Raw genomic sequence first — 17,026 nt, 5'->3', positions numbered from 1 at the left:
GGGCGGAGTGGCCGATGTGGCCCCGGTGGACAACGGCCCATTGTGGGAGAAGGCAGGGAGACGTGACGCAGCACCTGACTGTTCCGACGTCCGACGCGCAGTCGCCGTCCATGCGGACGGGGACGAACGGGCTCTCGCTCAACGACTCGGTTTACGAGCGGCTGCTGCGGGAGCGCATCATCGTCCTCGGCTCCCAGGTCGAGGACTCGATCTCGAACCAGATCTGCTCGCAGCTGCTGCTGCTGGCGGCGGAGGACGCGGACCGCGACATTTCGCTCTACATCAACTCGCCGGGTGGTTCGGTGACGGCGGGCATGGCGATCTACGACACCATGCAGCTGATCAAGCCGGACGTGGCCACCGTGGCGATGGGCATGGCCGCTTCGATGGGGCAGTTCTTGCTGTCCGCGGGCGCCAAGGGCAAGCGCTTCGCGCTGCCGCACGCGCGGATCATGATGCACCAGCCGTCGGCCGGTCTCGGCGGTACGGCTTCGGACATCGAGATCCAGGCCAAGATGTTCTCCCGGCACAAGAAGGAAATGGCTCAGCTGATCGCCGAGCAGACCGGTCAGACGGTGGAGAAGATCACGCAGGACTCGGACCGCGACCGCTGGTTCACCGCGGAGGAGGCCCGCGAGTACGGGTTCGTGGACCACGTGGCGAGCGCCGCGAACCTGCCCGGCTGATCACCCCACCCGAGACCTAGCAACGAGGAGTCACCTGTCGTGAACCCTTACGAATCTTTGCAGTCCCGGTACGTCCTGCCCTCGTTCGTCGAGCGCACCGCGTACGGGGTGAAGGAGTCGAACCCGTACAACAAGCTGTTCGAGGAGCGCATCGTGTTCCTCGGCGTCCAGGTCGACGACGCGTCGGCCAACGACGTGATGGCGCAACTGCTGTTCCTGGAGTCCGACGACCCGGACCGCGAGATCCAGATGTACATCAACTCGCCCGGTGGTTCGTTCACCGCGCTGATGGCCATCTACGACACCATCCAGTACGTCCGGCCGGACGTGCGCACCATCTGCCTCGGGCAGGCGGCCTCGGCCGCGGCGGTGCTGCTGGCCGCCGGCACCAAGGGCAAGCGGATGGCGCTGCCGAACTCGCGGATCCTGATCCACCAGCCGTCGGTCGAGGGCATCTACGGCCAGGTTTCCGACCTGGAGATCCAGGCCGCCGAGGTGCAGCGGATGCGCGAACTGCTGGAGACCACGTTGGCGAAGCACACCACCCGGTCTCAGGAGCAGGTCCGCGACGACATCGACCGGGACAAGATCCTCACGGCCGAGCAGGCCGCCGAGTACGGCATCATCGACGAGGTCCTGCCCTACCGGAAGCTGTCGGCGCAGAAGGCGTAGGGAGATTGCAACGGCTCCGCTCGCGAGGGCGGAGCGGACGGCCGGGCGTGGTGGTTGCGCCACGCCCGGCCGTCATGCACGACACGCCGAACGCGGCGCTGGTCACACCACGCTCGGCAATGGCGGACACTGTGAGTCTCCCCGAACCCGGGGAACGACAGGTACCGTCGGAGACACATACGGTCAGGCGCGCTACCGGACGGCGCGCTGGAGGGGACGGGGTCAGCGGTCATGGCACGTATCGGTGACGGCGGCGACCTGCTGAAGTGCTCCTTCTGCGGGAAGAGCCAGAAGCAGGTGAAGAAACTCATCGCCGGCCCCGGCGTGTACATCTGCGATGAGTGCATCGATCTCTGCAACGAGATCATCGAGGAGGAACTGGCCGAGGCGGGCGAGGTCAAGCTCGACGAGCTGCCGAAGCCGGCCGAGATCCACGAGTTCCTCGACCAGTACGTCATCGGGCAGGACCCGGCGAAGCGGAACCTGTCGGTCGCGGTCTACAACCACTACAAGCGCATCCAGGCTGGTGAGCGCCGGGAGAGCCGCGGTGAAGAGGCCGTCGAGCTGGCCAAGTCGAACATCCTGATGCTCGGGCCTACCGGCTGCGGCAAGACCTACCTGGCCCAGACGCTGGCCAAGATGCTCAACGTCCCGTTCGCGATCGCTGACGCCACCGCGCTCACCGAGGCCGGTTACGTGGGCGAGGACGTGGAGAACATCCTGCTCAAGCTGATCCAGGCGGCCGACTACGACGTCAAGCGGGCCGAGACCGGGATCATCTACATCGACGAGGTCGACAAGATCGCGCGCAAGAGCGAGAACCCGTCGATCACTCGCGACGTCTCCGGCGAGGGCGTGCAGCAGGCGCTGCTGAAGATCCTGGAAGGCACCACCGCGAGCGTCCCGCCGCAGGGCGGTCGCAAGCACCCGCACCAGGAGTTCATCCAGATCGACACCACGAACGTGCTGTTCATCGTGGCGGGCGCGTTCGCCGGGCTGGAGAAGATCGTCGAGGACCGGGTCGGCAAGCACAGCGTCGGGTTCGGCGCGGAGCTGCGGTCGAAGAACCAGATCGACATCACCGACCACTTCGCCGACGTGATGCCCGAGGACCTGATCAAGTTCGGCTTGATTCCCGAGTTCATCGGCCGCCTGCCCACGGTCGCCAGCGTCACCAACCTGGACAAGCCGTCGCTGGTGCAGATCCTCACCGAGCCGCGCAACGCGCTGGTGAAGCAGTACAAGCGGTTGTTCGAGATGGACAACGTGGAGCTGGAGTTCACCAAGACCGCGTTGGAGGCCATCGCCGACCAGGCGATCCTGCGGGGCACGGGTGCCCGCGGGCTGCGCGCGATCCTGGAGGAGGTCCTGCTGCCGGTGATGTACGACATCCCGAGCCGTTCGGACGTGGCCAAGGTCGTGATTACCGAGCAGACGGTGCGCGAGAACGTCAACCCGACGATCGTTGCCCGCCAGGCCACTCGTCGCGAGCGCCGCGAGAAGTCCGCCTGAGGTCAGCTGGGGAGCGGCAGGAACCCGGCGGTTTCGCAGTCGGTCGTGCGGTAACGTGCTGCGCGGGCCCGCGCGTCGCGAGCGCGTTCAGCGGCTGACGAGTCGGTGCGAAGGGTGCCGACGGCGGTGCCCTTCGGGCTGCTCCTCGGGTGGGCGCCCGCCCGTAGCTTGATTATGACCGGATCGGTGGGTACCGGTCGCGGCCAGCGGATCCATCGGGGTTAGATGATCATTGGGTGCGACCAGACCAACGTTTCTCCGGGAGCGGTGCCATGAGCGAGATGCATGTCCTGCTGGTTCACGGAATGAGCGGTTCCGGCCCTTGGCATTGGCAGCAGTGGCTCGCCGGTCAGCTCCGGGAACAGGGCGTCCAGGTAGACCTGCCGGCCCTGCCCGACCCCGGTCGGCCGATGCTCGAGAACTGGCTGCCGGTGCTGCGGGAGCGGCTGGAGGCAGTGCCACCGGAAGCCGAACTGGTCGTCGCGGCCCATTCCTGCGGGGTGGCGCTGTGGCTGCACCACGCGGCGACGATCGCCGGGCGGTCCCGGCGCGCGGACCGGGTCCTGCTCGTGTCCCCGCCGGCCCGGGACTGGCAGCACCCCGACGCCCAGGGCATCACGCCTTATCCGACGGACGCCTCGGCGCTGCGCCGGGCCGCCGGGATCACCCGCCTCGTGGTCGGCACCGGCGACCCCTACCTGTCGATGTACCAGGCGCATGCGTTGGCCGAGGACCTGCAGGTCGAGATGGACGTCATCCTCGACGGCGAGCACCTCAACACCGACGCCGGCTACGGTCCGTGGCCGGCGGTGCTGCGCTGGTCCCTGTACGACACGGTTCCGCTCAACGACCGCTTCGACACGGACACCTACACCGCGGGCGCGTCCCAGGAACGCCTACGCCTGGTGTGAGCCCTTCACCTGTCGCTTGAGCGGGCGAGCTGGGTGCCGACGAAGTCGACGAGTTCCGGCAGCGCCTTGCGGTAGTAGCGGCTGTTGTGGCCGCCTGGGGTGGTCGAGGCGTACTCGGGCTGGGCGGCGTCGATGAAGCGGCGGGTGCCGTCGATGAAGCGGTCCTCGGTGCCGCACCACACGCCTAGCGGGAGGTCGCCGAGCGCGCCGATGTGGCGGAGCGGGTCCATCTCGGCCCACTCCGCCTCGTTTGCGAAGGCCCGCCGCTTGCTCATCTCCAGCCAGCTGGTGATCAGCGCCGGGGAGACCACGGCGGCGGCCGACAGCGGGTCGCCCTGCTCGCGGCGGCGGCGGGCGTAGAGCAGCGCGCCGAAGCCGCCCATCGAGATGCCGGCGGCCGCGAATGGTCGGCCGCCTTCGCCGCCGAGGCCGCGTTCGGCGAGCCAGCGTGGCACTTCGTCGAGCAACATCCACATCGGATCATCGCCGGGCCACCGGTGCCAGTAGCTGTTCCCGCCGCCGTCCACGGCGAGGAACGCGAACGGCGGGATGCGGCCGGCCGCGACCGAGTCGGACAGCCAGTTCGGTAGCCCGCCCGCCGACTTGCGCGCGTCGCCGAACCGGCCGTGCAGCATCAGGCAGACCGGAAGTCCTTCGCGCGCAACGCCTTTCGGGTACATCGTGACGAGGTGGACGGGGCAGTTGCGGGCCTGCGAGTACACCTGCTCCATGAAGACGTTCGACGCGTCGGCCAGCTGCACCGCCGGGCGCGAGTCGAGGTCGGCGGTCAGCCCGATGCCCAGCGCGCCGAGCCCGGCGACACCGGAGGCGAGGACGCTGCGCCGACTCAGCATGCGGCCGCGCGATTCACCGTCGCCCATGCGCCCTCCCGTTTGGCCGTTCCGCTTTCATCGTGCCAACGGCATGTCCCGCCACCAACAGGATGGGGCGTAATCAGGCGATGTCCTTCGTCACGATGCGCTCGGCTCCGGTGTAGACGTTCATGGACCGGCCGCGGAGGAACCCGATCAACGTCATGCCCTGCTCCGCCGCGAGGTCCGCGGCCAGCGACGACGGCGCGGACACCGCAGCGAGCGCGGGCACCCCGGCCATCGCGGCCTTCTGCACGAGTTCGAACGAAGCCCGGCCGGACACCATCAGCACGCATCCGGTCAACGGCACCCGGTCCGCCAGCAGGGCCCAGCCCAGGACCTTGTCGACCGCGTTGTGCCTGCCGACGTCCTCGCGCACCACGAGCACCTCGCCGTCGGAATCGAACAGGCCTGCCGCGTGCAGCCCCCCGGTGGTGTCGAAGACGCGCTGGGCGGCCCGCAACCGGTCGGGGAGCTCGATGAGGGTGGCGGGTGCCAGCCTCAGCGGGTCGTCGGCGGGGGAGTGGCGGGTGCTCAGCCGGACCGAGTCCAGCGCGGCCTTGCCGCACACCCCGCAGGACGAGGTGGTGTAGAAGTTGCGCGTCACAGAGGCGTCCGGCGGCTGCACGCCGGGCGCGAGCAGGATGTCGAGCACGTTGTAGGTGTTGCGGCCGTCCGGGCCGGGGCTGTCGCAGAAGCGGGCCGTGGACAGCTGGTCCTTGTCGTGGATTACGCCCTCGGTCAGCAGGAGAGAGCGGGGTGCCGTTGACCCGGATCTCCAGCGGCTCCTCGGCGACCAGGGTGTCGGGCCTGGTCCGGGTGCCGTCGGCGGCGATCTTCAGCACCGGTCGTCGCATGGTGACGCGTCCCATCAGGCCCTCCCTACCAGGCTGCGTCGGCGAAACGCGCTTCATCGGATGACTTGCACACAGTATGCTCAGCCGCGCTGTGATCAACGCCGCATCGGGGAGGTTTCATGGTCGCAGACCTGCTCGCTCCCGCCCGAATCGTCGCACCCGCTGGCTGGAACCGGTGGCTGGTTCCGCCCGCCGCCCTCGCCGTGCACCTGTCCATCGGGCAGGTCTACGCCTGGAGTGTCTTCAAACCGCCGCTGGAAGGAGCCCTCGGCCTGTCCGGGACGCTGAGCGCGCTCCCGTTCCAGCTGGGCATCGTAATGCTCGGGCTGTCCGCCGCGCTGGGCGGGACGCTGGTGGAGCGCCGCGGCCCGCGGTGGGCCATGACGGTGTCCACCACCTGCTTCTCGCTGGGATTCCTGCTGTGGTGGTGTTCGGGTACGGGTTCGTCGGCGGGATCGGGCTGGGCATCGGCTACATCTCGCCGGTGTCGACGCTGATCAAGTGGTTCCCGGACCGGCCGGGCATGGCGACCGGCATCGCCATCATGGGCTTCGGCGGGGGCGCGCTGATCGCCTCGCCGTGGTCGACCCAGATGCTGGAGGCATTCGGCACCGGTCGGTCCGGGATCGCGCTGACCTTCCTGGTGCACGGGCTGGTCTACGGCGTGTTCATGTCGCTGGGCGTGGCGCTGGTGCGGGTGCCGCCGCAGGACTGGCGCCCCGCAGCGGCGCCGAAGCAGGTGGCCCGCCCGCTGATCACCACGGCGAACGTGGCGGCCCGCAACGCGGTGCGCACGCCGCAGTTCTGGCTGCTGTGGGTGGTCCTGTGCTGCAACGTCACGGCCGGGATCGGCATCCTGGAGAAAGCATCGCCGATGATCGTCGGTTTCTTCGCGGAGAGCTCGACACCCGTCGCGACCGGCGCCGCGGCCGGGTTCGTCGCGCTGCTTTCGCTGACCAACATGGCCGGGCGCTTCATCTGGTCGTCCACATCGGACATCTTCGGGCGCAAGAACATCTACCGGTTCTACCTCGGCGGCGGGGTGCTGCTGTACCTGGCCATCATGTTGTTCGGGGCGACCGGGGTCCCGGTCTTCGTGCTGTGCGCGATGCTGATCCTGTCGTTCTACGGCGGCGGCTTCGCGACGATCCCCGCCTACCTGAAGGACCTGTTCGGCAGCTACGAGGTGGGCGCCATCCACGGGCGGCTGCTCACCGCGTGGTCGGTGGCCGGCGTGTTGGGGCCGCTGATCGTCAACGCGATCGCCGATGTCCGCAAGGCGGCCGGTGCCATCGGGCCGGACCTGTACACGACGTCGCTGTACATCATGATCGGCCTGCTCGTCGTGGGATTCGTGGCCAACGAACTGGTGCGGCCGGTCAACCCCAGGTTCCACGAACCGGCCACGGGAGGTGCGCGATGAACCGCCGGGGACTGCTCCTCTTCGCGTGGGCGTGGGTCGGCGTGCCCTTCGCCTACGGCGGGTACGAACTCGTCCAGAAGGTCACCCAGCTCTTCACCGGCTGACCGCGGCGTCGGTTCAGCGCGGGAACCGGTCGATGAGCGTTTCCAACCGCTTCTTGCGTTGCGGTGTGGGAGCGGAACCTCAGCGGCCTTCACAAGTCCGGGATCCTGGACTTGTGTGATGAAACAGGCTCATTGAAATTGCGGACCGGTCGGTTCGGCTGGACCGTTTCAGCCCGTTCAGCACCCGGTGGGTGGTTGGTGGCGCTAACGTCGGTCGCGCACCCCGCACAGTTAGGAATGCGATGGCCACCAGCACCCCGCTCGATCGGCAGAACCTGGGCTTCGCGGAAGCGCCGGAGCCGATCACCGAACCGATCACCAAGTTCGGCGGCCAGCCAGTTTGGCTGGCCGATCCGACCTGGCCGCTGTCGGCGAGCACCGGCCGGCCGATGCGGTTCATCGGTCAGATCCGCCTGCCGGGCGAGGAGGTCCGGCTCGGATACCTGTTCATGACCGAAGACGATCCCGGCGCATTCGTCGATGGCACCTACGACCCGGCCGGCGGTGAGAACGCCTTCTTCGCCCAGCCCGGCGAACCGGCGGACTTCTACCAGGTGGCCAGCATCCGCCGCGGCCCCACGTTCGGCCTGGACCACCGAGCGGAACTCACCCCGCACGACCCCGACGCCGCCACCGACGACGACAACGACCTGCTGCGCAGCCACCTCTGGGGCGAACCGGGCTGGCTGCAGGGCGAGGAGTGGCCGGACGAACCCGGCACCTGGCGGTTCGTGGCGCAGCTGGACAGCGCGGACGAACCGTTCGACATGAACCTGGGCGACGCGGGTGTCGCCTACGCCTTCCTCGACGAGAAAACCGGCCAAGGCCGCTTCCTGTGGCAATGCGGCTGACGCTGATCAGGGCCCGTGAGTGCTCTTGGGTGCGGTAGCCCGAAAGCACTCACGGGCACGTCAGGCCCGTTCCATGCGGATGATGACAGCCTTGGAGACCGGTGTGTTGGATTTCTCCGCCACCGAGTTCAGCGGGACCAGGGGGTTGGCCTCCGGATAGTAGGCGGCCGCGCAACCCTTGGCCGTCGGGTAGGCGACGATCCGGAAGCGGTCCGCGCGGCGCTCTTCGAGCGAGCCGTCCGCCGCCGTCCACTCCGAGATCACGTTCACCTGATCTCCCGCCGCGAAGCCGAGTTCCGTGATGTCCTCGGGGTTGACCAGCACCACGCGGCGGCCGTCCGCCACGCCACGGTAGCGGTCCGACAGGCCGTAGATCGTGGTGTTGTACTGGTCGTGGCTGCGGAGCGTCTGCAGCAGCAGGCGCCCGGCGGGCACCCGGATCGGCTCCGGGACGTTAACCGTGAAGTTCGCCTTGCCCGTCGCAGTCGGGAAGGTGCGGCTGTCGCGCGGCGGGTGCGGGAGCACGAAACCGTCCGGTTCGCGGACCCGGCGGTTGTAGTCCGCGCAGCCGGGCACCACCTGCGCTATGTGGTCGCGGATCACGTCGTAGTCGAGCTCGAAGGACTCCCAGCGCACCGGGTGGTCCGGGCCGAGCAACTCGCGGGCCAGCCGGCAGATGATCGCGACCTCGGAGAGCAGGTGCTCGGATGCCGGGGCGAGCCGTCCGCGCGAGGCGTGCACCACCGACATCGAGTCCTCGACTGTCACGAACTGCTCCCCGCCGCCCTGCACGTCGCGTTCCGTGCGGCCGAGCGCGGGCAGGATCAGCGCGGTCCGGCCCGGGGTCGCGTGCGAGCGGTTGAGCTTCGTGGACACCTGGACCGTCAGCTCGCAACCGCGCAGCGCCTGCGCGGTGGCGTCGGTGTCCGGCGTCGCGGACACGAAGTTCCCGCCCATCCCCAGGAACGCCTTGACCCGGCCGGACTGCATGGCCCGGATGGTGTCCACTGTGTCCAGACCGTGGTGGCGCGGCACCGGCACCCCGAACTCGCGCTCCAAGGCGTCCAGGAACTTCTCCGGCATCTTCTCCCAGATGCCCATCGTCCGGTCGCCTTGCACGTTCGAGTGGCCGCGGACCGGGCACACCCCGGCGCCAGGCTTGCCGATCATCCCGCGTAGCAACAGCAGGTTGACCACCTCGCGGATGGTTGCGACGCCCTGCTTGTGCTGGGTCAGCCCCATCGCCCAGCACGCCACCGTGCGCTGCGACGAGATCAGCATCTCCGCGATCCGCTCGATCTGCTCGCGGGCCAGCCCGGTGGCCTCGGCGGTGGCCTCCCAGTCGACGTCGGTGGACTGGGCGGCGAACTCGTCGAAGCCGTGCGTGTAGGTGTCGACGAAGTCCTGGTCCACCGCCCCCGCCTTGATCACCAGCGCGTTGATGGCCTTGAACAGCGCCAGGTCGCCGCCGATGCGGATCTGCGCGAACTCGTCGGCCAGCTGGGTGCCGTCGCCGACCACGCCGCGCACGTTCTGCGGGTTCTTGAACCGCATCAGGCCGGTCTCCGGCAGCGGGTTGACCGCGATGATCCGCCCGCCGCGCCGCTTGACCTTCTCCAGCGAGGACAGCATCCGCGGGTGGTTGGTGCCCGGGTTCTGGCCCACCACCAGCACCAGGTCCGCGTGCTCCACATCGGACAGCGACACCGAGCCCTTGCCGATGCCGATGGTCTCGGTCAACGCCGACCCCGACGACTCGTGGCACATGTTCGAGCAGTCCGGCAGGTTGTTCGTGCCGAAGCTGCGCACCAGCAACTGGTAGAGGAACGCCGCCTCGTTGCTGGTGCGGCCCGAGGTGTAGAACGCGGCCTCGTCGGGCGAAGCCAGCCCGCGCAGGTTCGTCGCGATCACCTCGAACGCCTCGCCCCAGTCGATCGGGCGGTAGTGGCTGTCGCCGTCGCGCAGGATCATCGGCTGCGTCAGCCGACCCTGCTGGCCCAGCCAGTAGTCGGTCTTGCCGGCCAGCTCGGCGACCGGGTGGCGGGCGAAGAACTCCGGCCCGACCCGCCGCGTCGTCGCCTCCTCGGCCACGGCCTTCGCGCCGTTCTCGCAGAATTCCGCGATCTTGCGCTTGTCGCCCTCGGCCTCGCGCGGGTCCGGCCACGCGCAGCCCGGGCAGTCGAAGCCCGCGCGCTGGTTCAGCAGCGGCAACGTCCGGACGGTCCGGGCTAGGCCCATCTGCTCCCAACTGCGCTGCAGCGAGACCAGCACGCCCTTCACACCCGCCGCGGCGTGGCCGGGCTGACCGACTCGGAGGGCGTTCTCGTCGATGTCCTGTTCTGGGGCTCCACGCGACATGGCAATAGCGTGCGACACCGCTCACAGACCGGCATCGCCGAGGTGTCGGGATTCACAACGGTGCTGGTCGCGGCGCAGCCCAATGCCCGGAAAACGCGCTGAACAGGCACTCGTAGAATTCGGTGCGTGACACAGACCCATGCCGCCCAGCCCCGTGAACTTCCGTCGACCTGGAATCCGGCCGACGTAGAGGCCGAGCTGTACGAGCGCTGGGTAGCTGCGGGGTACTTCGTCGCCGACGCCAACAGCGACAAGCCGCCGTTCTCGATCGTCATCCCGCCGCCGAACGTCACCGGCAGCCTGCACATCGGGCACGCCTTCGAACACACCCTGATGGACATCCTCACCCGGCGCAGCCGGATGCAGGGCTACGAGGCGCTGTGGCTGCCCGGCATGGACCACGCGAGCATCGCGGTGCAGGCACTGGTCGAGCGCCAGCTCCGCGACGAGGGCATCGACCACCGCGACCTGGGCCGCGAGGCGTTCCTGGAGCGCGTGTGGCAGTGGAAGGAGAAGCACGGCGGGGCGATCTTGTCCCAGATGCGCCGACTCGGGGACAGCGTGGACTGGACCCGCGAGCGCTTCACAATGGACGCCGGGCTGTCCCGCGCGGTGCAGACGATCTTCAAGAAGCTCTACGACGACGGCCTGGTCTACCGGGCGGAGCGCCTGGTCAACTGGTCGCCGGAGATGCGCTCGGCGATCAGCGACATCGAGGTGGAGCACAAGGAGGTCGAGGGCGAGCTCGTCTCCATGCGGTACGGCGACGGCGATGGCTCGATTGTGGTCGCCACCACCCGGATCGAGACGATGCTCGGCGACACCGCCGTCGCGGTGCACCCCGACGACGAGCGTTACAAGCACCTCGTCGGCACCGAGATCGAGCTCCCGCTGACCGGTCGCAAGATCCCGGTCGTCGCCGACGAGCACGTTGACCCGGAGTTCGGCACCGGTGCCGTCAAGGTCACCCCGGCGCACGACCCGAACGACTTCGAGATCGGCAAGCGGCACGACCTGCCGATGTTGACGATCATGGACGAGCAGGGCCGGATCGCCCACACCAGCACGCAGTTCGACGGCATGGACCGCTTCGAGGCCCGCGCCGCCGTCCGCGAGGCGCTGCGCGAGCAGGGCCGCATCGTCGCGGAGAAGCGCCCGTACCTGCACAGCGTCGGACACAGCTCGCGGTCGAAGGAGCCGATCGAGCCGCGGCTGTCGCTGCAGTGGTTCGTCAAGGTCGGCCCGCTGGCCAAAGCCGCCGGCGACGCGGTGCGCGACGGCCGGGTCGCGGTGCACCCGCCGGAGATGACCAAGCGCTACTTCGACTGGGTCGACAACTTGCACGACTGGGCCATCTCGCGGCAGCTCTGGTGGGGCCACCGCATCCCGATCTGGTACGGGCCGAACGGCGAGGTCGTCTGCGTCGGACCGGACGAGGAGCCGCCGAACGGCGAGGGCTGGCACCAGGACGAGGACGTGCTGGACACCTGGTTCTCCTCGGGCCTGTGGCCGTTCTCCACGATGGGGTGGCCGGTGGACACCGCGGACCTGCGGAAGTTCTACCCGACCAGCGTCCTGGTCACGGGCTACGACATCTTGTTCTTCTGGGTCGCCCGGATGATGATGTTCGGTCTCTACGCGATGGACGGCGTGGAGCCGTTCAAGGTTATCGCGCTGCACGGCATGGTCCGCGACGCGCACGGCAAGAAGATGTCTAAGTCCGCGGGAAACACCGTCGACCCGCTGGTGTGGATGGACAACTACGGCACCGACGCGCTGCGGTTCACCTTGGCGCGCGGCGCGAACCCCGGCACCGACTCGCCGATCAGCGAGGAATGGGTGGCGGCGTCCCGCAGCTTCTGCACGAAGCTGTTCAACGCCACCAAGTTCGCGATGATGAACGGCGCACGGGTGCCGGAGCGGCTGGCCGACCGCGGCGAACTCACCGACGCGGACCGGTGGATCCTGGACCGGGCCGACCAGTTGGTGTCCGATGTGGACGAACTGCTGGAGGACTTCCAGTTCGCCAAGGCCACCGAGGCGCTCTACCACTTCACCTGGGACGAGTTCTGCGACTGGTACCTGGAGCTGTCCAAGGTCCAGCTGGACGCTTCTGGAGCTGGCGTGGGCGATAATTCTTCGCCTGCCCAGGACCAGCGACCGGGTGCGGATGTCCCGCAGGACGCCGCCGAGCGGGCGGAGCGCACCCGCGAGGTGCTCGGGTACGTGCTCGACGTGCTGCTGAGGCTGCTGCATCCGACCATCCCGTTCATCACCGAGACACTGTGGACCGCGTTGACCGGCCGCGAGTCCGTGGTTATCGCGGACTGGCCGGAGGTGTCCGGGGCGGCTGCCGACGAGGCGGCCGCGGTGCGGATCGCCGCGGCGCAGAAGCTGATCACCGAGATCCGGCGGTTCCGGTCCGACCAGGGCCTAAAGCCGGGTCAGCGGGTGGCGGCCAAGCTCGGCGGCGTCGTGGAGCGGGGTCTGGCCGACCACGTGCCCGCGGTGCGGGTGCTGGCCCGGGTCACCGAGCCGGCCGACGGGTTCACCTCGTCGGCGTCCATCGAGGTCGGGTTGAGCGGCGGCAACGTGTCGGTGGAGCTGGACCTCTCCGGCGCCGTTGACGTGGTCGCCGAGCGCAAGCGGCTGGCCAAGGACCTGGCCGCGGCGGAGAAGGAACTCGTGGGCACCGACAAGAAGTTGAACAACGAGGCGTTCCTGGCCAAGGCCCCGGCCGACGTGGTGGACAAGATCAAGGCGCGCCGCGAAACGGCGCAGGCCGACATCGCCCGCATCAACGCGCGCTTGGCCGCGCTGCCGGAGGCCTGATCGGTCAGGAGAGTGGCGGACGGCGATTTCGCGCGAAATCGCCGCTCCTCCCCATTTCTCGGCGCAGATTCAGCCCCCTTGCGCGGTCATGACTTCCGCCAGTAGCCGCAGAACATGATGTGGTCCTTCGGCAGGCCGTTTCGGATCCAGTGCCGACGCAGCGAGGCGGCCAGGTTGGATTCGCCCACCACCCAGCCGTAGGTCGGCGAGGTGGCCGTCGGCAGCGCCTGGGCGGCCGCGAGCGCCGCCCGCCCGGGGGTGGATTCCGGATGGTCCCGCACGACCCACCGCACCTCGACGCCGGCGGGCGCGTCCAACGGCTGCAGGTCGGCTTCGGACGGGACCTCGATCAACGCGAGGCCGCGGGTTTCCGGAGCCAGTGCGGCCAGCACGCCCGCCGCGGCCGGAAGTCCTGTCTCGTCCACCACCAGCAGCACGTGTTCCACACCCCGCGGCGGGTTGAATCGGATGCCCTCGTCGAGGATCGCCACGGCGTCGCCCTCTTCGCAGGTCTGCGCCCACGTCGCGGCCGGGCCTGCCGTGCCGTTCTTCGCGGAGCCGTGCAGCACGAAGTCCACGTCGATCTCGGGCCCGTCGGGGCCGACGGGCCGGTAGGCGCGCACCGAGTAATTGCGCAGCACCGGGCGGGAGATCTTCGCGGTGGTCAGGAACTTGGCGTAGGAGACCGCGTTGAGTTTGTCCGGCAGCCGGGACAGCGAGTCCTCCGAGACCGGGATGAACAGGCGGAACCACTGGTCGAAGCCCATGTACCGGAACTCCTCGACGTCCCCGCGTCCCAGGGTGATCCGGGCGAAGTGCGGCGATATCCGCTCCCGGCGGAGCACCCGCAGGGTGAGCAGCTCGCTGTGCTCCGGCTTGATCCTCCGCGTCGCCAGGTTGGTGCGTGCCACGCTCAACACCTCCATTAATTAGCCACGCCTAACCTAAGTAAGGCTCACAATAAAGCACGCTGCCCTCGGAACTGGGCCGCCGTTCGTCGATCTCGCCCCGCCGGACCGCTCGACCACCGCCGCCGAGCGGGTCTTCGGCGGCCCGCCCGACGTCGAGACGTAGACTGACCTCGACATTCGTCGTGCCCAGTCGAGAAATCGCAGGGGAGTGAGCACTTGTCCGGCACCGATCCCGCCGCGCTGCAGGAGCTGCGCGTGGTGGAGGCCGAGCTCAACGAACGCTGGCCGGAAACCAAGATCGAACCGTCGCTCGACCGGATCAGGGCGCTCACCGAGCTGCTCGCCGACCCGCAGCACAGCTATCCGGTCGTGCACATAGCCGGCACCAACGGCAAGTCGTCGACCTCGCGCATCACGGACGCGCTGCTGAGCGGCCTCGGGCTGCGCACCGGCCGCTACACCAGCCCGCACCTGCAGCTGGCCACCGAGCGCATCAGCATCGACGGCGCGCCGATCAGCCCCGAGGGCTATGTCGAGGCGTACCGGGACGTCGCCCCGTACGTGTCGATCGTGGACTCGCGCAGCGACGTCCGGATGAGCAAGTTCGAGGTGCTCACCGGCATGGCGTTCGCGGCCTTCGCCGACGCCCCGGTGGAAGCCGCGGTCATCGAGGTCGGGCTGGGCGGCAGCTGGGACGCGACCAACGTCGCCGACGCGAAGATCGCGGTCGTCTGCCCGGTCGCGCTGGACCACGCCGATTACCTCGGCACCGACCTGGCCGGGATCGCCAAGGAGAAGGCCGGGATCATCAAGCCCGGTTCCATCGCCGTCGTGGCGGCGCAGCCCTCCGAGGCGCAGAAGGTGATCATGGAGCGGGTCGCCGAGGTGGACGCGACCGTGGCCCGCGAAGGCCAGGAGTTCGGGGTGCTGTCCCGGACCGTCGCGGTGGGCGGCCAACTGCTCCGGCTGCAAGGCCTGGGCGGCGTGTACGACGAGATCTTCCTGCCGCTGCACGGCGAACACCAGGCACGCAACGCCGCGCTCGCGCTAGCGGCCGTCGAGGCGTTCTTCGGTGCCGGTGCGGATCGGCAGCTCGACGTCGAGCGGGTCCGCGAAGCCTTCGCCAGCGTCGTCACCCCGGGACGCCTGGAGCGGGTCCGCGCGGCACCGACCGTGCTCGTCGACGCGGCCCACAACCCGCACGGCGCTCGCGCCCTCGCCGACGCGCTGAGCTCGGAGTTCTCCTTCCGCCGACTGGTCGCCGTGGTCGGTGTGCTCGTCGACAAGGACGCGCGCGGCATCCTGGCCGAACTGGAGCCGGTGGTCGAGGAGATCGTGCTGACCAAGAACTCCTCGCCCCGCGCGATGGATCCCGACGAACTCGCGGGCGTGGCCAAGGACATCTTCGGCTCAGACCGGATCGTGGTGGAACCCCGGCTGGACAACGCGGTCGAGACCGCGATCGAGCTGGCCGAGGAGACCGAGGACCCGGGCGAGTCGGTCTCCGGCGGCGGCGTGGTGATCACCGGGTCCGTGGTGACCGCAGGCGAGGCGCGCGCCCTGTTCGGCAAGGAGCCGGCATGATCGATCCGCAAGACACGGGAGCCGTCGTGACCGATCAGTCGAAACCCGAACCCGAAAAGGGCCTGCCCGTGGCGCCGACCGGCGTGCGCGACCCGTGGAAGGGCCTGCGCGGGATCATGGCGGGCACGCTGGTGCTGGAGTTCATCACCTTCATGCTCGCGCTGCCGGTGGTCGGGAAGCTCGGCGGTGGTGTCTCCAGCATCGGCTTCGTTGTCGTCACGGTGCTTTCGGTGCTGATGCTGGCGGCCGCTTTCGTACAGCGCCGCCCCTGGGGCCTCGGCGTCGCGCTCGCGCTGCAGGGCGCGATGATTCTGTGCGCCTTCGTGCACCCGGCGGTCGGGATCATGGGCGCGGTCTTCGCTGCGGTGTGGGGCTACGTCCTGTACCTGCGCCGCGACGTCGCCCGTCGCATGCGGGAGGGGCAGCTCTACGACCAGCTCGGCCACCCGCCGGGCTACCCGCCGGAACAGGCCGACTGAACGTTGCGCGTCCCGTGCGCACGTTTCGGCGCCATAGCGCTGCCATAGCGCCGAAAAGTACTCGCGGGCAGCTAGCGGCGGAGAGCTTCGACGAGTGCCGAAGCGGCCGGGTGCCAGGGCCTGGCCAGCGGGCCGGTGAGGACGAGATTGCGGGTTACGCGTTGGCGCAAGGGGACCAGCACGAGCCTGGCGTCGAGCATCGGCTCGGCCAGGCCCGGCACCACCGAGATCCCCACACCGGCGCGGACCATGACGAACAACGTGCCGAGCTCGCGGATGCGGTGGGCGGGTTCGAGCCGGGCCCCGGCCTGGCGGTAGGCGTCGCGGACGTGCCGCTCGCAGCCGCCGCAGGACAGCAGGAACGGGTCGTCGTCGAGGTCGCGAAGGTCGACCTCCTGCTGGTCGGCCAGCGGGTGGTCGCGCGGTAGCAGCGCGTGGAAGCGGTCCTCGCCGATCGGCACCCCGTCGCCCGGCGGCGGATCCACGAGCACCGCGAGTTCGACGGTCGCCGAGGCCAGCCAGTCGGCGACCTCGTCGTCCTCGCCCTCGAAGACGCGGATCTTCAGCTGCGGGAACTCGTCCCGCCAGCGCGCCAGCAACTCGGGCAACAGCCCCTGGCAGACGGTCGGCGGTGCGGCCAGCCGGAGCGGGCCGGTCGGACGCCCGTCCCGCTGCTCCGCGAGCACGCGGATGGTGTCGGTCGCGGCTACGGCGGTTCGGGCGTGTTCGAGGATGGTTTCGCCGAACGCCGTCGGCCGGGGTTTCCCCTGGCGCACCAGCACCCGGCAGTCCAGCGACTTCTCGAGCGCGGCCACGGCGTGGGACACCGCGGACTGGCTGATCCGCAGCGCGTCGGCCGCCGCGCTGAACCCGCCCTCGTCCGCCACCGCGAGGAACGCGCGGAGCGGCGCGATGTTGATCGACATGAGGAACTCTCATCAATGAGTCAGATCTGCTTGTTTGACTCATGATGC

At 69.1% G+C, this 17,026-nt stretch carries 13 protein-coding genes and 2 pseudogenes; 10 read left to right on the top strand and 5 right to left on the bottom strand.

Annotation, left to right across the window (positions count from 1 at the left end; genetic code table 11):
• Positions 1-62 precede the first annotated feature (62 nt).
• The 4 genes from SSPN_RS0114785 to SSPN_RS0114770 all read left to right on the top strand — a co-directional run bounded on the left by SSPN_RS0114785 (position 63) and on the right by SSPN_RS0114770 (position 3,781).
• Entirely contained in the window at positions 63-686 is a 624-nt protein-coding gene (locus SSPN_RS0114785; protein WP_010695833.1) for an ATP-dependent Clp protease proteolytic subunit, read from the top strand.
• Positions 687-725: 39 nt separating this feature from the next.
• Positions 726-1,358: an ATP-dependent Clp protease proteolytic subunit gene (locus SSPN_RS0114780; RefSeq protein WP_010695831.1), complete on the top strand. Its 633-nt coding sequence runs from the start codon at positions 726-728 to the stop codon at positions 1,356-1,358.
• A gap of 231 nt (positions 1,359-1,589) precedes the next feature.
• A complete protein-coding gene (clpX, locus tag SSPN_RS0114775; RefSeq protein ID WP_010695829.1) occupies positions 1,590-2,870 on the top strand; it encodes an ATP-dependent Clp protease ATP-binding subunit ClpX in 1,281 nt (426 codons plus the stop codon).
• 272 nt (positions 2,871-3,142) lie between these two features.
• The gene (locus SSPN_RS0114770; RefSeq protein WP_010695827.1) at positions 3,143-3,781 is read left to right on the top strand and encodes an RBBP9/YdeN family alpha/beta hydrolase; all 639 of its coding nucleotides are present in this window, start codon (positions 3,143-3,145) and stop codon (positions 3,779-3,781) included.
• A gap of 5 nt (positions 3,782-3,786) precedes the next feature.
• On the opposite strand, the gene SSPN_RS0114765 is transcribed toward SSPN_RS0114770, so the two are convergent.
• Positions 3,787-4,662 carry an alpha/beta hydrolase gene (locus SSPN_RS0114765; RefSeq protein WP_010695825.1) on the bottom strand — a complete coding sequence of 292 codons (876 nt, stop codon included), beginning with the start codon at positions 4,660-4,662 and terminating at the stop codon, positions 3,787-3,789.
• A 73-nt stretch (positions 4,663-4,735) separates the two neighbouring features.
• Positions 4,736-5,525, bottom strand: a pseudogene (fdhD, locus tag SSPN_RS43855) (formate dehydrogenase accessory sulfurtransferase FdhD).
• A gap of 104 nt (positions 5,526-5,629) precedes the next feature.
• Between fdhD and SSPN_RS43850 the strand changes: the two are divergent.
• The 3 genes and pseudogenes from SSPN_RS43850 (at position 5,630) to SSPN_RS0114745 (ending at position 7,888) form a co-directional block, all read left to right on the top strand.
• A pseudogene (locus tag SSPN_RS43850) lies at positions 5,630-6,933 on the top strand (OFA family MFS transporter).
• Positions 6,930-7,037: an MFS transporter small subunit gene (locus SSPN_RS62595; protein ID WP_010695822.1), complete on the top strand. Its 108-nt coding sequence runs from the start codon at positions 6,930-6,932 to the stop codon at positions 7,035-7,037. Before SSPN_RS43850 ends, SSPN_RS62595 begins: the two are co-directional and overlap by 4 nt.
• 242 nt (positions 7,038-7,279) lie before the next feature.
• Positions 7,280-7,888 carry a YwqG family protein gene (locus tag SSPN_RS0114745; RefSeq protein WP_010695820.1) on the top strand — a complete coding sequence of 203 codons (609 nt, stop codon included), beginning with the start codon at positions 7,280-7,282 and terminating at the stop codon, positions 7,886-7,888.
• Between the two features lie 60 nt (positions 7,889-7,948).
• Here the strand turns inward: SSPN_RS0114745 and SSPN_RS0114740 are convergent, their stop codons facing one another.
• Positions 7,949-10,246, bottom strand: a complete 2,298-nt coding sequence (locus SSPN_RS0114740) for an FdhF/YdeP family oxidoreductase (RefSeq protein WP_010695818.1) — start codon at positions 10,244-10,246, stop codon at positions 7,949-7,951.
• 126 nt (positions 10,247-10,372) lie between these two features.
• Between SSPN_RS0114740 and SSPN_RS0114735 the strand changes: the two genes are divergently transcribed.
• Positions 10,373-13,078, top strand: coding sequence for a valine--tRNA ligase (locus SSPN_RS0114735; RefSeq protein WP_010695815.1), 2,706 nt, complete (start codon positions 10,373-10,375; stop codon positions 13,076-13,078).
• An 86-nt stretch (positions 13,079-13,164) separates the two neighbouring features.
• On the opposite strand, the gene SSPN_RS0114730 is transcribed toward SSPN_RS0114735, so the two are convergent.
• Positions 13,165-13,989, bottom strand: coding sequence for a siderophore-interacting protein (locus SSPN_RS0114730; protein ID WP_029535341.1), 825 nt, complete (start codon positions 13,987-13,989; stop codon positions 13,165-13,167).
• Positions 13,990-14,205: 216 nt separating this feature from the next.
• Here SSPN_RS0114730 and folC point away from each other — a divergent pair, with 216 nt between their 5' ends.
• Positions 14,206-15,573, top strand: coding sequence for a bifunctional tetrahydrofolate synthase/dihydrofolate synthase (gene folC / locus SSPN_RS0114725; protein WP_010695811.1), 1,368 nt, complete (start codon positions 14,206-14,208; stop codon positions 15,571-15,573).
• Positions 15,570-16,052, top strand: coding sequence for a DUF4233 domain-containing protein (locus SSPN_RS0114720; RefSeq protein ID WP_010695809.1), 483 nt, complete (start codon positions 15,570-15,572; stop codon positions 16,050-16,052). Before folC ends, SSPN_RS0114720 begins: the two co-directional genes overlap by 4 nt.
• A 71-nt stretch (positions 16,053-16,123) precedes the next feature.
• Here SSPN_RS0114720 and SSPN_RS0114715 read toward each other — a convergent pair whose 3' ends face one another.
• Complete coding sequence (locus SSPN_RS0114715) at positions 16,124-16,978, bottom strand: LysR family transcriptional regulator (protein WP_010695808.1); 855 nt, start codon at positions 16,976-16,978, stop codon at positions 16,124-16,126.
• Between the last annotated feature and the right edge of the window lie 48 nt (positions 16,979-17,026).

It is taken from the genome of Saccharopolyspora spinosa NRRL 18395 (assembly GCF_000194155.1).
In the GTDB taxonomy this organism is placed as follows: domain Bacteria; phylum Actinomycetota; class Actinomycetes; order Mycobacteriales; family Pseudonocardiaceae; genus Saccharopolyspora; species Saccharopolyspora spinosa.
This window is presented reverse-complemented; position numbering and strand designations above follow the sequence as displayed.

Excerpts from the sequence above, each read along its gene's own strand:
- SSPN_RS0114740 (WP_010695818.1), bottom strand. The coding sequence starts at position 10,246 with ATGTCGCGTGGAGCCCCAGAACAGGACATCGACGAGAACGCCCTCCGA.
- SSPN_RS0114770 (WP_010695827.1), top strand. The coding sequence starts at position 3,143 with ATGAGCGAGATGCATGTCCTGCTGGTTCACGGAATGAGCGGTTCCGGC.
- SSPN_RS0114715 (WP_010695808.1), bottom strand. The coding sequence starts at position 16,978 with ATGTCGATCAACATCGCGCCGCTCCGCGCGTTCCTCGCGGTGGCGGAC.
- SSPN_RS0114745 (WP_010695820.1), top strand. The coding sequence starts at position 7,280 with ATGGCCACCAGCACCCCGCTCGATCGGCAGAACCTGGGCTTCGCGGAA.
- SSPN_RS0114765 (WP_010695825.1), bottom strand. The coding sequence starts at position 4,662 with ATGGGCGACGGTGAATCGCGCGGCCGCATGCTGAGTCGGCGCAGCGTC.
- SSPN_RS0114720 (WP_010695809.1), top strand. The coding sequence starts at position 15,570 with ATGATCGATCCGCAAGACACGGGAGCCGTCGTGACCGATCAGTCGAAA.
- clpX (WP_010695829.1), top strand. The coding sequence starts at position 1,590 with ATGGCACGTATCGGTGACGGCGGCGACCTGCTGAAGTGCTCCTTCTGC.
- SSPN_RS62595 (WP_010695822.1), top strand. The coding sequence starts at position 6,930 with ATGAACCGCCGGGGACTGCTCCTCTTCGCGTGGGCGTGGGTCGGCGTG.